The 13,368-nt window shown below is 60.2% G+C and carries 13 protein-coding genes; 8 read left to right on the forward strand and 5 right to left on the reverse strand.

All coding sequences use genetic code 11. The features are described from left to right. The first annotated feature begins 80 nt into the window (after positions 1–80). The 8 genes from ugpB to NL154_RS29890 all read left to right on the forward strand — a co-directional run bounded on the left by ugpB (position 81) and on the right by NL154_RS29890 (position 7,243). Complete coding sequence (ugpB, locus tag NL154_RS29855; protein WP_210633309.1) at positions 81–1,403, forward strand: sn-glycerol-3-phosphate ABC transporter substrate-binding protein UgpB; 1,323 nt, start codon at positions 81–83, stop codon at positions 1,401–1,403. A gap of 60 nt (positions 1,404–1,463) precedes the next feature. Then, positions 1,464–2,348 carry a sn-glycerol-3-phosphate ABC transporter permease UgpA gene (gene ugpA / locus NL154_RS29860; RefSeq protein ID WP_221147178.1) on the forward strand — a complete coding sequence of 295 codons (885 nt, stop codon included), beginning with the start codon at positions 1,464–1,466 and terminating at the stop codon, positions 2,346–2,348. 12 nt (positions 2,349–2,360) lie between these two features. Next, positions 2,361–3,209: a sn-glycerol-3-phosphate ABC transporter permease UgpE gene (gene ugpE / locus NL154_RS29865; RefSeq protein ID WP_221155755.1), complete on the forward strand. Its 849-nt coding sequence runs from the start codon at positions 2,361–2,363 to the stop codon at positions 3,207–3,209. Position 3,210: 1 nt separating this feature from the next. Beyond that, positions 3,211–4,257, forward strand: a complete 1,047-nt coding sequence (ugpC, locus tag NL154_RS29870) for a sn-glycerol-3-phosphate ABC transporter ATP-binding protein UgpC (protein WP_434734621.1) — start codon at positions 3,211–3,213, stop codon at positions 4,255–4,257. Positions 4,258–4,318: 61 nt separating this feature from the next. Then, positions 4,319–5,068: a glycerophosphoryl diester phosphodiesterase gene (locus tag NL154_RS29875; protein ID WP_434734622.1), complete on the forward strand. Its 750-nt coding sequence runs from the start codon at positions 4,319–4,321 to the stop codon at positions 5,066–5,068. Between the two features lie 9 nt (positions 5,069–5,077). Then, positions 5,078–5,860, forward strand: coding sequence for a DeoR/GlpR family DNA-binding transcription regulator (locus NL154_RS29880; protein ID WP_210633318.1), 783 nt, complete (start codon positions 5,078–5,080; stop codon positions 5,858–5,860). Further along, complete coding sequence (locus NL154_RS29885; protein WP_210633320.1) at positions 5,857–6,651, forward strand: HAD family hydrolase; 795 nt, start codon at positions 5,857–5,859, stop codon at positions 6,649–6,651. The genes NL154_RS29880 and NL154_RS29885 overlap by 4 nt, the downstream gene beginning before the upstream one ends. 58 nt (positions 6,652–6,709) lie before the next feature. Then, on the forward strand, positions 6,710–7,243 hold the full coding sequence (locus NL154_RS29890) for an NUDIX hydrolase (protein WP_210633321.1): 534 nt from the start codon (positions 6,710–6,712) through the stop codon (positions 7,241–7,243). A gap of 91 nt (positions 7,244–7,334) precedes the next feature. Here the strand turns inward: NL154_RS29890 and NL154_RS29895 are convergent, their stop codons facing one another. From NL154_RS29895 to NL154_RS29915, 5 genes are read right to left on the reverse strand one after another with little or no spacing between them, the layout of a single operon-like run. Next, complete coding sequence (locus tag NL154_RS29895) at positions 7,335–8,249, reverse strand: ABC transporter permease (RefSeq protein WP_221147177.1); 915 nt, start codon at positions 8,247–8,249, stop codon at positions 7,335–7,337. Beyond that, on the reverse strand, positions 8,246–9,346 hold the full coding sequence (locus NL154_RS29900) for an ABC transporter permease (protein WP_221155756.1): 1,101 nt from the start codon (positions 9,344–9,346) through the stop codon (positions 8,246–8,248). Before NL154_RS29900 ends, NL154_RS29895 begins: the two co-directional genes overlap by 4 nt. Continuing rightward, positions 9,343–10,863, reverse strand: coding sequence for an ABC transporter ATP-binding protein (locus NL154_RS29905; RefSeq protein WP_210633325.1), 1,521 nt, complete (start codon positions 10,861–10,863; stop codon positions 9,343–9,345). The genes NL154_RS29900 and NL154_RS29905 overlap by 4 nt, the downstream gene beginning before the upstream one ends. Before the next feature lie 3 nt (positions 10,864–10,866). Continuing rightward, positions 10,867–11,967, reverse strand: coding sequence for a BMP family ABC transporter substrate-binding protein (locus NL154_RS29910; RefSeq protein WP_221155757.1), 1,101 nt, complete (start codon positions 11,965–11,967; stop codon positions 10,867–10,869). Positions 11,968–11,987: 20 nt separating this feature from the next. Further along, on the reverse strand, positions 11,988–13,367 hold the full coding sequence (locus tag NL154_RS29915) for an amidohydrolase (RefSeq protein ID WP_434734623.1): 1,380 nt from the start codon (positions 13,365–13,367) through the stop codon (positions 11,988–11,990). Between the last annotated feature and the right edge of the window lies 1 nt (position 13,368).

Here is a 13,368-nt window from a genome sequence, read left to right on the forward strand (position 1 = left end):
TTGTTGCAAAGTGAAACTCGGCTGCTACCATCCGCGCGTCTGGAGCGGGAGGCTGCGGACCGAGAGAAGTGGGAGAGATTATGAACAAGATCGCTTTTTTCCTGTCCGCAGGATTGACCAGCCTGTCCTTGTCCGTTCCGGCGATGGCCGCCACGAAAATCCAGTGGTGGCACGCGATGGGCGGCGAGAACGGCGCGAAGCTGGAGCAAATCGCCAAGGGTTTCAACGCATCTCAGTCCGATTATGAAATCGTGCCGGTTTACAAGGGCACCTACGACGAGACGCTGACGGGCGCTATCGCTGCGTTCCGCGCCAAGCAACAGCCGGCCATCGTGCAGGTCTATGAAGTCGGCACCGGCACCATGATGGCAGCACAGGGCGCGGTCTATCCGGTGTATCAGTTGATGAAGGACCAAGGCGAACCCTGGGACCAGAACAAGTTCATCGCGCCGGTTGTCGGCTACTACTCCGACACCAGCGGCAACGTGTTGTCGCTGCCCTTCAATTCGTCGACGCCGATCATGTATTACAATAAGGATGTCTTCAAGAAAGCCGGGCTTGATCCGGAGACGCCGCCAAAGACATGGGCCGAGGTGGAGGCCTTTTCGCGCACGATCATCAAGTCGGGCGCCGCCAAATGCGGCTTCACCAGCGCCTGGATCTCCTGGATTCAGACGGAAAATCTCAACGCCCTGCACGACAAGCCTTATTCCACCAAGGCCAACGGGTTCGGCGGCCTGGATGCGGAGTTCACCTTCAACAATGATCTGACGATCCGCCATTGGGGGAACCTGAAGAAGTGGCAGGACGAAGGGCTCTTCAAGTTCGGCGGGCCGGTCGGCGGAGATAACGCGCCTCCGATGTTCTATTCGCAGGAATGCGCGATGTACATGAACTCGTCCGCCGGCCGGGCGGGCGTCATCAACAATGCCAAAGCCTTCAAGGTCGGTTTTGCGCCGCTTCCCTATTATGACGACGTCATCAAGCAGCCGCTCAACTCGATCATCGGCGGCGCCACACTCTGGACGCTGAGGGGGCGTCCGGAAGAAGAATATAAGGGTGTGGCAAAATTCTATACCTATCTGCAGAAGCCGGAAGTTCAGGCCGACTGGCATCAGTTCTCGGGGTATCTGCCGATCACCGAGGCTGCCTACAAGCTGAGCCAGGAGCAGGGATATTACGAAAAGAACCCCGGTGCAGATGTTGGCATCAAGCAGCTGACGCGGGTGACGCCGACCGAAAATTCCAAGGGCATCCGCTTCGGCAATTACGTCCAGGTCCGCGGCATCATCGATGACGAATTCGCGGCATTGCTCGGCGGCAAGAAGACTGCCAAGGAAGCGGTTGATTCCGTCGTCGCACGCGGCAACGAACAGCTTCGCGATTTCGAATCTGCCAATTAAGGGCTCGGGGCAGGGGCCGGCCAAACCGGCCCCTGCCTCTCCGTCATTCTGTGAGGGCCCATGCAAACGAAACGAACCGTCTTTCCCAATAAGGTTTTGCCTTATCTGCTTATTGCTCCCCAGCTTCTGATAACCGTCGTCTTCTTTCTCTGGCCGGCCGCAACCGCCTTCTGGCAATCGTTCCTTCGCCAGGATGCGTTCGGTTTCAAAACGAACTTCGTCTGGTTCCAGAATTATCGCCGGCTGTTTGCCGACCCGCTCTATATGGACGCCTTTGGTCACACCCTGGTTTTCGCCGTCTCGGTGACGGTTCTGTCGACGACGATTGCGCTCACTCTGGCCGCCGCGGCCATGCGTGTGCTGCGGACGTCCCGCATCTATTCGACCTTGCTGATCTGGCCTTACGCCGTTGCGCCTGCGATCGCCGGCATACTCTGGTGGTTCATGTTCAATCCCTCGATCGGCATCGTCGCCTATATGCTTCGCAGCATGGGGATCAGCTGGAACCATCTGATCAATCCGGACAACGCGATGGTCCTGATCGTGATCGCCGCCACCTGGAAGCAAATTTCCTACAATTTTCTGTTTTTCCTGGCCGCGCTGCAAAGCGTGCCGCGCTCGCTCCAGGAAGCCGGCGCCATCGATGGCGCCGGGCCGGTGAAGCGCTTCTGGACGATCGTCTTTCCGCTGATCTCGCCGACAACCTTCTATCTGGTCGTCATCAACATCGTTTACGCCATGTTCGACACTTTCGGCATCGTTCATGCGACGACGCAGGGCGGACCGGCGCGCGCCACGGAAATCCTCGTCTACAAGGTTTATTTCGACGGTTTCATCGGCCTCAACCTGGGCTCCTCGGCAGCGCAGTCGGTCATACTGATGATCATCGTTGTTGCTCTGACCGCGGTCCAGTTCCGCTTCGTCGAACGCCGTGTGCAATATTGAGGAGCGTCAAAGGTGGTTGAAAATCGTCCTTTCCTGAATTTTCTGGCTCACCTCGTCCTTATCCTCGGCGTCACGATCGTGATCTTCCCGGTCTATATCGCCTTCATCGCCTCGAGCCATGGCCCCAACGACTTTTTGTCCGGTGTCGTGCCGCTGATGCCGGGACCGCACCTCATTGAGAATTATTCGACCATGCTGTCTTCGGGTATGACGAGTTCCGGCGCACCGCCGATCGGACCGATGCTGTTCAACTCGTTGATCATGGCCGTCGGTGTCGCGGTCGGTAAGATTGCCATTTCCATCCTTTCCGCCTTCGCCATCGTCTATTTCCGATTTCCCTTTCGCACGCTCGCCTTCTGGATGATCTTCATCACCCTGATGCTGCCGGTCGAGGTGCGCATCGTGCCGACCTACAAGGTGGTCGCCGACCTGGGAATGCTGAACAATTATGGCGGACTCATCATTCCGTTGATTGCATCGGCGACGGCCACCTTCCTGTTTCGTCAGTTTTTCCTCACCGTGCCCGACGAGCTGATGGAGGCTGCGCGTGTCGACGGGGCGGGGCCGATGAAATTCTTCCGCGATATCCTGCTGCCCTTGTCGGTGACCAACATCGCAGCCTTGTTCATAATCCTGTTCGTGCTCGGCTGGAATCAGTACCTGTGGCCGCTCATCGTCACGACCGACCAGAGCCTCTACACCGTCGTCATGGGCATTCAGCGCATGGCCGCGGTCGCGGATGCCGAGCCGCGCTGGAATCTTGTCATGGCAGCGGTCATCCTGGCCGCCTTGCCGCCCGTCCTCGTCATTGTCGCCATGCAACGCCTTTTCGTCAAAGGCCTGGTCGAAACGGAGAAATGAAATGGCCCCGATCAATATCGTCGACGTCAAGAAAAACTATGGTTCGATTCCTGCTGTCAAAGGCATCAACCTGACGGTCGAAGACGGTGAATTCATCGTGCTCGTCGGCCCTTCCGGCTGCGGCAAGTCAACCTTGCTGCGCATGATCGCCGGATTGGAATCGATCACCGGCGGCCAAGTCGAAATCGGCGGCCGTAACGTCAACAAGGCGGAGCCGGCCGAGCGCGATATCGCCATGGTCTTCCAGAATTATGCGCTTTATCCACATATGACGGTGCGCGGAAATCTTGAATATGGCCTGAAGAACCGCGGCACGCCGCGGGCGGAAATCGATCGCCGCGTCAAGGAAGCGGCCGACATTCTCGAAATTGGGCCAATGCTGGATCGCAAGCCGCGCGAATTGTCGGGAGGACAGCGCCAGCGCGTCGCGATGGGACGGGCCATCGTGCGCGAACCGGCGGCGTTTCTTTTCGACGAGCCTCTGTCCAATCTTGATGCCAAGCTGCGCGTGCAGATGCGCGTCGAAATACGCCGGCTGCAACGCCGCCTGAGGACCACCAGCATCTACGTCACCCATGATCAGCTCGAAGCGATGACGCTTGCCGACCGGCTTGTCGTCATGAATGGCGGACTGGTCGAACAAGTGGGAACGCCCGTTGAAGTCTACGACCGTCCGGCAAGTTTGTTCGTTGCCGGCTTCATCGGCTCTCCGCCGATGAACCTCGTGCCGATCGAGGTGCTGGGTACGGCCGATGCCAGGAACGTCCTAGCCTTGCCTGACGGGACGGACATCGTCGGTCTCAGGCCGGATGCTCTTCTCATCGCAAAGCCCAGCGAGCCTTCCGTTCGTCTGAACGCCCTCGTCGAATTGCTCGAGCCGATCGGCGGCGAAAGCCACTTGCATGTAAGACTGGGGGAAGGCCAGCAGACGGTCGTTCTGACGGTTCAGGGCCGGCCGGACTTCGCCGAGACTGCAAAGATCGAGATCTTCGCGCGGATTGATCAGATGCATCCATTCAACAGCAAAACTGGACGACGTACGGACTGAAACGGCCGGATAGAGCTGTCCGACATCTGCAGCGTCGAAAAGTGAGGAAAAAGAGAAAGACATGCCAAAGTCAGAGCCGCGATCCGAACCCGGCCGCAGTGAGGTTCAAGCACATCGAGGCGCATCCGCTGTCGCGCCCGAAAACACGATTGCCGCGTTTCGGGCGGCTGCGGACCGGGGCGCCGAATGGGTCGAACTGGACGTCGCGCTCCTTGGCGATGGGACCGCAGTCGTCATCCACGACGTGTCCGTCGACCGTTGCTCCTCATCGACCGGCAGGCTCGGCGATCTCACTGCATCCGACCTGCGGGAGATCGACGCCGGCGCGTGGTTCGCCCCCCGTTTCAAGAGCGAACCCTTGCCGACCCTTGCCGAGGTCCTGTCCGCATTGGGAGAGCTGGGATTGAACGCCAACGTCGAGATCAAGCAGCATCCGCATCACAAATCTCTCGACCAGCTGGTAAAGACCGTTGACGAGCATCTGAAGGCGCGCGCGCCGCAGACCAAGATCATGATATCGAGCTTCGACGCGGCGGCGCTCAGGCGCATGCACGAAATCGATCCCAGTTACGAGCTCGCTATGTTGTGGAGTAGACTGCCGGATGACTGGAGTGATGTTCTCCAATCAATTCCCGCAAGAACGATCCATCTTGGTTACAAGTCTCTCAGCATCGGTTTCCTTGAGGAGGCGGCGCACCAGGGGATCAAGGTGCGGGCATGGACCTGCAATGACCCCAAGCTCCTCGCATCTTTTTGGCCTGTCTGCTTGACCGGTGTGATAACAGACGACCCGAGTGTCTATCTCTCATAGGAAAAAGCGATGGGGCAGCGGGTCATATCGAGCCGACAACGCGAAATACTGGCGCTGATCGAAACGGAGGGCGTCCAATATATCGATGATCTGGCGCGCCGGTACGATCTGACGACCCAGACGATCCGCCGTGATATCAATGCGCTGTGTGATCTCGGGCATGCCCGCCGCTTTCACGGCGGTGTCGATGTGCCGGTCGAAGGCAGCAATATTTCGCTGAACGCCCGCGCCCAACTGAACCGTCGGGCCAAGCGGCTGATCGCCAAGCGGGTCGCCGCCGACATCGGCCCGGATGCGACGGTATTCCTGGGAATCGGCAGCACGGTCCAATTCGTCGCGGAGGCGTTGCGCGATCACCAGGGGCTGACTGTTATCACCAACAACATTCATGTCGCTCTGACCCTTTGCGAATCGCCGAGTGTCGAGGTCCATCTCACCGGCGGCCTGCTGCGCCATGACGACCGCGACGTCGTGGGCAGCGATGTGATCAAATTCGTGGAAAAATTCTATGCGACTTATGCCGTCGTCGGTGCCGGTGCACTCAGTCCGGTGAACGGCATGATGGACTTCAGCTATAGCGAGGCGCAGATCACCAATGCGCTTCTGGAGAATTCGCAAACGCGTCTTTTGGCTGCAGACGTCAGCAAATGGACCCGCCATGCGGCGGTGCGCGTTGCACCTTTCAATAAGATAACCCGCTTTTACACGGATCGGCTGCCGGCCGATCCGTCCGTCGCCAGTGTGCTGGCCGATAGCAGCATGGAGGTGGTGACCTGCGAGGACATGACGTGACGTTCGTAGATCTGGCACCCTCCGCGCATGAATTGCAGCATGTGCGTTATCTCTTCACCGATATCGACGACACGCTGACGACAGAAGGTAAACTTCTGCCGCGCACCTATGATGCCCTTTGGGAACTCAGCCGGGCCGGCATCGCCGTCGTGCCGGTCACGGGTGGTTCAGCCGGCTGGTGCGAACACATCGTCCGTGCCTGGCCTGTTGCCGCGGTCATCGGCGAAAGCGGTGCTTATGCCGTCACCCGCCGCAACGGTGAGGTTGTTTTCGATTACTGGGAGAACGGCGCATTGCAGGGCGAGCGTCAACGCCAGCATCTTGGTGCCATCGAAAAACTGATCGCGGAAAAAGGCGGCACATTCAAGATCGCACACGACCAGGTGTTCCGCCTGGCTGACGTGGCAATCGACATTCAGCGTCATGATACCCAGGACGTCGAAGATTTTGCATGCGATATCAGGGCAATCGGCGGCACCGTCGCCATCAGTTCCATCCACATCAACACCTGGATTGGCGATTATGACAAACGCGCCATGAGCGAGCGCCTCCTGACCAGCAAATTCGGGGTGGATCCCATAGAATTGCCATCGGTCACGGCGTTCGTCGGCGATTCTCGAAACGATGCGCCGATGTTCGGCTTCATCCGCAACTCTTTCGGTGTCGGCAATATTCTTCCTGTTCTTCCGCACCTTCAGCATGTGCCGCGTTGGATCTCCTCCCAGCCGGCAGGACTTGGTTTTGCCGACATTGCCGGGACAATCCTGAATGCCAGGACCACCGGCGAATAGCCGGCGGGGACCCCACAAGGCCATGCGCGGCCGCACGATGCGCTGAAGACGGAGCGTCATGAAGCCTACAAAAAAACGCAGCAAGTCCCGACCAGACAAGTCTCAGCCATTGCTGCGGCAGCTCGCTGCGGTTCCTGCGAAGCTGTTTGCCGGCGCCTTCCGCCAACAGTACGGCGCCATCTGCTTCCGCTATTGCGATGGCGGGCCGAAGATCGAAATTCTCGTGATCACATCGCGCGAGCGCGCGCGCTGGGTCATACCGAAGGGCTGGCCGATGAAAGGAAAGAAGCCTTTCGAAGCGGCGGCGATCGAAGCCTGGGAGGAAGCAGGCATGCGCGGGGCGGTGAAAAGGAAACCTGTCGGCCGCTATACCTATCTCAAGGAATTCGACGACGGCGATGTGGCGCCATGTATCGTCGATCTGTTTCAGATCGAAGTCACCGAGATCGGAAACGACTTCAAGGAGCAAGGCCAGCGTATTCTCGAATGGGTCAGCCCTGACGAGGCGGCGCGACGAGTTCGAGAGGTCGAACTCAAGTCGCTGCTCGTCGAATTTGAACCTCGGGGTCAGAAGAAGTCTGACCACGGCTGATACGATTGCGGGGCTCCTCGTTCTGATTACCGTTCGTGGCGGGCTCGGAAGGCAAGTTGACTCTCAATTGCCATCGCTTCGACGGGCGTTATCATGATCGCTCGAACGGCTCGCCGAGCGAGGCGACGCCATTGAGTTTGAGCAGGCGGCGATCCGCCGAAATAATACCGAGCACGATGATCGTCACCAGATAGGGCAGGCAGGCGAGCAGCTGCGACGAGACGTTGAGACCGGTTGCCTGGGCGGCAAGCCCCATCAGCGATACTGCGCCGAACAGGCATGCCCCGAGAAAGATGCGGCCGGTCAGCCAGGTTCCGAAGACGACGAGCGCAATCGCAATCCAGCCGCGACCGGCAATCATCCCATCGGCCCAGAGCGGCGTGTAGATCGTCGCTGCATAGGCGCCTGCAAAGCCGGCCATCATGCCGCCGACTGCGACCGCGGCGAATCGGATGGCGATAACCGGATAGCCGATGGCATGCGCCGCTTTCGGGTTTTCACCGACGGCGCGGATGATCAGGCCGAGCTTGCCATAGGCAAACATCGCCCAGATGGCGACAGTCACGAGCAGTGAAAGCCAGACGACGATATCCTGGCTAAACAGGCCGCCGATGACGGGGATATCGGAGAGGCCGGGAAGGGCGATTTTCGGCACAGCTTTAACCGTCAGGCTCTCATAGGTTTTGCCGAACAACGCTGACAGGCCCTGGCCGAGAATCCCGATCGCCAGCCCGGTCGCCACCTGGTTCGCGTTGAAGCCGAGGACAATCGCCGCAAAGATCAGGGACAGAAGCAGGCCGCCGAGGCCGGCGGCGAGAAAAGCCAGAAAATGCCCGCCGCCGTGATAGACAATGATGAAGGCGATGACGGCGCCGAATGCCATCAGCCCCTCGACGCCAAGATTGAGCACGCCGGCACGCTCGACGACAAGTTCTCCGAGAGCGGCCAGGAGAAAGGGTGTCGCAGCCGCCAGCATTCCGGCCAGAACGAACTCGACGGCGTTCATGTGGGGCTCCTGGTGGATGTGGACCGCCAGGCAAGACGGTAGCGCACGAAGGCGATGGCCACCAGATAGGCAAGGAGCAGGCTGCCCTGGAAAACCCGGACCGCCGCAACCGGCAGATTGGCGGAGACCATCGCATTGTCGCCCCCGATATAGAGCGCGGCCATGACGATCGCTGAGACAACGATGCCGACCGGGTGCAGGCCGCCGAGATAGGCGACGATAATTGCCGCATAGCCGTATCCGGTCGAGATCGAGCGTTGCAGCTGGCCAAGCGGACCGGCGACTTCGGCTGCACCGGCAAGACCGGCTGCGGCTCCACCGATCAGCAGCGAAAGCCAGATTGCGCCGCTCTCCCGGAATCCGGCATAGCTCGCAGCGCGCGGCGCCAGTCCGCCGACCTGCAGTTTATAGCCGATGAAGCTCTTCTGCATGAAGACCCAAGCGGCAATCGACAGGAGAACGGCGAGGATGAGCGCGACATTGACGCGCGTTCCCTCAATCAGGATCGGCACCATCGCGTCATATTGGAACATGACGGACTGCGGGAAATTGAAGCCGTTCGGGTCCTTCCAGGGGCCGAGCAGCAGATAATTGAGGAGCTGCACGGCGACAAAACTCAACATCAGGGAAACGAGAATTTCGTTGGCATTGAGCCGGACGCGCCAGAAGGCGGTGAGCGACGCCCAGAATGCGCCGCCCATCGCGCCGAACAGCAGCATTAGCGGCCAGATCCACTGGCCGGTTGCGCCGGGCCACCAGATCGGAATGGCGGAGGCGAAGATCGCGCCGAGGACGAATTGTCCTTCGGCACCGATATTGAAGACCTTGGCACGAAAGCCGACTGCAAGCCCCTGCGCGATGAGGAGCAGCGGTCCGGTCTTCAGCAGCACTTCGGAAAACGACGCCCATGAAAAGAAGGGCTCGATCAGCATCGCGTAGACGACCGCAGCCGGATCGCGCCCCATGATGACGTAAAGTCCGAGATTGAGAATGACGGTGACGATGAGGGCTATGGGCGGCGCCAGGAGGGTGGCGGCAAGCGATGCCCGCTCCCGGCGGACGAGAATGGGCGGAGCGGCGAGGAAGGGTCTGCTCATGCGGTGGCTTTCTCGCGCTGCGGCTGAGCTCCGATCATGTATCGGCCGATCTCCTCCGGGTTGGTGTCACGCGTGAGCAACGGCGGGCTCAACGTGCCGTGATGCAGGACCTGTATAAAGTCGCTCAGTTCGAACAGTTCCTCGAGCTCTTCGGAAATGACCAGGACGGCCATGCCCTTGTTGCGAAGACTCATGAGGCGCTTGCGGATCGCCGCCGCCGCGCCGATATCGACGCCCCAGGTCGGCTGGGCGAGGAAAAGAAGCTTCGGCGCCAGCATGATTTCGCGTCCGACGATGAATTTCTGCAGATTGCCGCCGGAGAGCGAACCGGCCTCTGCCCCTGGACCGCGCGTGCGCACGTCGAAGTCCCGGATACAATCACTTGTGAAGGCCTTCGCCCTCACCTTGTCAAGCAGGCCATGTTTTACAAGGTTCAGCGGGTGGGCGGTCAGCAGGCTATTATAGGTGAGCGACATCTCAGGGACCGCGCCGCGGCCGAGCCGGTCCTCCGGGACGAAGGCGAGACCGAGCCGTCGGCGGGCGGCGGAGTCGAGCGTGCCGACATCCTGGCCCATCATGAAAATCTGGTCGCGTTGATCCCGCGGCAATTGGGTTTCACCCGAAATCAGCGCTGCGAGTTCGCTTTGACCATTTCCCGAAATGCCTGCAATGCCGAGGATTTCGCCGGCGCGCACGACCAAGCTCACATTCGAAAGCGGCACGGCGAAAGGATCCGCCCGGTAATCGAGCCCGACAAGTTCCAGCCGCTTTTCACCTTCTCCCAAAGGCAGCGCAGGCATGGGTTCCGGCATGTCGCGGCCGATCATCAAGCGGGCAAGCTCGTGGGCATCGTGTTCGCGGGGATCGACGTGGCCGGTCACCCGACCGCCGCGCAAGATCGTGGCGCGATCGCAGAGCGACTGGATTTCTTCCAGCTTGTGAGAGATGAACAGGATGGACACGCCGCCGTCCCGCAGCCGGCGCAATGTTTCGAAGAGCTTTTCCACCGCCTGCGGCGGCAGCACCGAGGTGGGCTCATCAAGGATGAGCAGTTTCGGATCGGTCATCAGGCAACGGATGATTTCCACCCGCTGCCTCTCGCCGACGGAAAGCGAATGGATATGAGCGTGTGGATCGACCTCGAGGCTGAACTCATGCCCGAGCTTGCGAACGCGCTCTGCAAGCTCGCTCTTCTTGCCGGACACGATCAGGCGGATATTCTCCACGACCGTCAGGCTCTCGAACAACGAGAAATGCTGGAACACCATGCCGATACCGGCTCGCCTTGCCTCTGCGGGAGAGGCAAGGCTAAGGGCTTTCCCGTTCCATGCGACGGTGCCGCTGTCCGGCTGCTCGACGCCGTAGATCAGCTTCATCAGCGTCGACTTGCCAGCCCCGTTTTCTCCGAGGATGGCATGGATGGAGCGGGGAGCGACGTCGAGATCGATCTGCTGATTGGCATCGACCGGGCCGTAGCTCTTGGTAATGCCGCGCAGCGACAGGAGCGGGCTCGGCATGGCTTACTTCGGCAGCGGCGTCGTGACACCCTTGACGTGCCAGTCCATCGCGACGATCTGGGCGTCCGTCGCCGTGGTCCCCGAAGCGACACCTTCGCTCCCATCAGCCTTGGTGATCGGACCGGTAAACGGCGAGAAGCTGCCATTGGCAATCTTGGCCTCGATTTCCTTGATCCTGGTCATAATATCGGCCGGGATTGCCGGGTTCCAATCGACGACCCGGACAACCTTGTCGGCAACGCCGAGGAAGGCGTTGGCGCCCTTGAAGGTGCCGGCAAGATGGGCGTCGACCGACGCCTTAAAGAAGGGCGACCAGTCGGTGGCGATGCAACCCAGATAGGTCTTCTCGGCATATTTCTTCATCGACGAGTTGAGGTTGAAGGCATAGACGCCGGCTTCCTCGCAGGCCGAGATCACCGAAGGGGTATCCTGCGCATTCGAGAAGATCACGTCGCAGCCCTGAGAGATCAGCGCCTTGGCGGCTTCCTGCTCCTTGGCCGGATCGAACCAGGAATTGACCCAGACGACAGACACTTCGATATCCGGCTTGACGGCCTGAGCGCCGAGCGTGAAGGCGTTGACGGAGGTGATCAGCTCAGGAATGGCAAAGGCTGACACCGAGCCGAGTTTGCCGCTCTTGGAAAGGGCCGCCGCCGCCATGCCGAACAGGTAGGTTCCCTGAAAATATTTGGCGGCGAAGGGCGAGAAGTTCGGTGCGACCTGGAAGCCTGAAGCATGTAGGACGGTCACCTTCGGATTGCGGCGGGCAATCTGCAGCGCGCCATTCTGATAGCCGAAGGAGCCGGCGATCAGGAAATGGTTTCCGTCGGCAACGGTCTTGTTCATGATGCGGTCGGCGTCCGGGCCCTCGGCGATGTTTTCGATGACCGTAACCTTCACCTTGTCGCCATAGGCGGCCTTGATCGGATCGATGCCGGCGGCAAGCGCATGACCCCAGCCGACGTCGCCGATAGGCGAGGGAACGACGAGCGCGATGCCGAGCGGTTCGTCGGCGGCAAGCGCTGAGCGGCCGGCAAAGGCCGTCGCGAGACCGGCAGCCGCCGCGCTCTTCATAAGTTTTCTGCGGGTGAAATCGTTGGTCATGTCAGTTCCCTCTTTTGGTTTTAGAATTCGACTGTCTCGAGCGCCGCTTCCGCGGCGGCGAAAAGCTGAGCTTCGTCGAGGCCGGTAAATTCGCCGGCCTGCCAGACGATGCGCCCGTTGATCATGGTCAAATCGGTCGGCATGCCGATCCCCACCTTGGCAATCAGGCTCAACGGGTCGTGGCGGGTTCCGACATAATCCATGCGCCTGGTATCGATGGCGAAGAGGTCGGCGGCCATGCCGGGAGCAAGGCGGCCGATATCGCTGCGGCCAAGCAGGCTTGCGCCACCCGTGGTCGCGTAGCTCAGGAAATCGACGGGCGCTGGAATCGGATGGGCGCGCGTCGAGGCCGTCAGGCATTGCAGCATATAGGCAGAGTGGATGCAGTGCATAAGGTTGGAATTGTCGTTCGAGGCCGCGCCATCGCAACCGAGGCCAATACGTAGGCCGAAAGCGGCCATAGCGGGAATGTCCGTCACTTCGGCGCCGACCAGATAGACCGGTTCGGGGCAATGGGAGACACCCGTGCCGCTTGCCGCCATCTTGCGTAATTCGTCGTGTGTCAGCTCCCAGCAGTGGGCATAAAAGCTGTCAGGCCCGGCAAAGCCGAGTTCGGCGCAGTAGTCGACCGTCCGCATTCCATGCCGCGCCTGGATGACCGGGCTTTCGCCTTCACCGACATGCGTGTGCAGTCGGACGCCGCGATCTCGGGCGAGCGCGACCGACTCGACGAAGGTTTCGCGGTGGCAATTGACGGGCTGACAGGGAGCGACGACCACCTGCCGCATGCTGAAGGCGCCGGCATCGTGGTAGCTGTCGATCAGCCGGGCGCAATCGGCGATGAACTCGTCCGTCGTTTCCAGCATGGCGTCCGGGATCGTCGAGCCCTCGGACTTCGGCAGCGTGTTGCCGCCGCGTCCCGCGTGGAAACGCATGCCGAGAAGATCGGCCGCCTCGAACTGACGATCGATCAGGCGTTTGCCTGCGTGCCGGGGGAAGCAATATTGATGGTCGAAGGCCGTGGTGCAGCCGTGCTTGATCATCTCGGCCATGGCCGTGACCGACGAATGATAGAAGCAATCCTCGTTCAGTCGCGAGAAGATCGGATAAATCCGGTCGAGCCACTCGATAACCGAAAGCTTCGTCCAGTCGAGATCGGCCCGATTGCGCACGAAGCATTGGAAGAAGTGGTGATGGGTGTTGACGAGACCCGGATAGACAAACCAGCCTGATGCATCCTGAATGACCGTGTCCGCAGGCAAGGGCTCTTGCGACAGGTTCGTCCCGATCGCCTGGATCGCCGGACCATTGGTCAGCAGATCGACGTTCCGGCGCACGGCCGGCCCGTTGCCTTCGTCGACGATAATCGCTGCGCAGTTCTTCAGCAGGTAGCCCGCCATC

The organism is Rhizobium sp. YTUHZ044, assembly GCF_051123975.1.
Classification (GTDB): domain Bacteria; phylum Pseudomonadota; class Alphaproteobacteria; order Rhizobiales; family Rhizobiaceae; genus Rhizobium.

Excerpts from the sequence above, each read along its gene's own strand:
- NL154_RS29880 (WP_210633318.1), top strand. The coding sequence starts at position 5,078 with ATGGGGCAGCGGGTCATATCGAGCCGACAACGCGAAATACTGGCGCTG.
- ugpA (WP_221147178.1), top strand. The coding sequence starts at position 1,464 with ATGCAAACGAAACGAACCGTCTTTCCCAATAAGGTTTTGCCTTATCTG.
- ugpC (WP_434734621.1), top strand. The coding sequence starts at position 3,211 with ATGGCCCCGATCAATATCGTCGACGTCAAGAAAAACTATGGTTCGATT.
- NL154_RS29905 (WP_210633325.1), bottom strand. The coding sequence starts at position 10,863 with ATGCCGAGCCCGCTCCTGTCGCTGCGCGGCATTACCAAGAGCTACGGC.
- ugpB (WP_210633309.1), top strand. The coding sequence starts at position 81 with ATGAACAAGATCGCTTTTTTCCTGTCCGCAGGATTGACCAGCCTGTCC.
- NL154_RS29890 (WP_210633321.1), top strand. The coding sequence starts at position 6,710 with ATGAAGCCTACAAAAAAACGCAGCAAGTCCCGACCAGACAAGTCTCAG.
- NL154_RS29900 (WP_221155756.1), bottom strand. The coding sequence starts at position 9,346 with ATGAGCAGACCCTTCCTCGCCGCTCCGCCCATTCTCGTCCGCCGGGAG.
- NL154_RS29895 (WP_221147177.1), bottom strand. The coding sequence starts at position 8,249 with ATGAACGCCGTCGAGTTCGTTCTGGCCGGAATGCTGGCGGCTGCGACA.
- NL154_RS29915 (WP_434734623.1), bottom strand. The coding sequence starts at position 13,367 with ATGGCGGGCTACCTGCTGAAGAACTGCGCAGCGATTATCGTCGACGAA.
- NL154_RS29910 (WP_221155757.1), bottom strand. The coding sequence starts at position 11,967 with ATGACCAACGATTTCACCCGCAGAAAACTTATGAAGAGCGCGGCGGCT.
- NL154_RS29875 (WP_434734622.1), top strand. The coding sequence starts at position 4,319 with ATGCCAAAGTCAGAGCCGCGATCCGAACCCGGCCGCAGTGAGGTTCAA.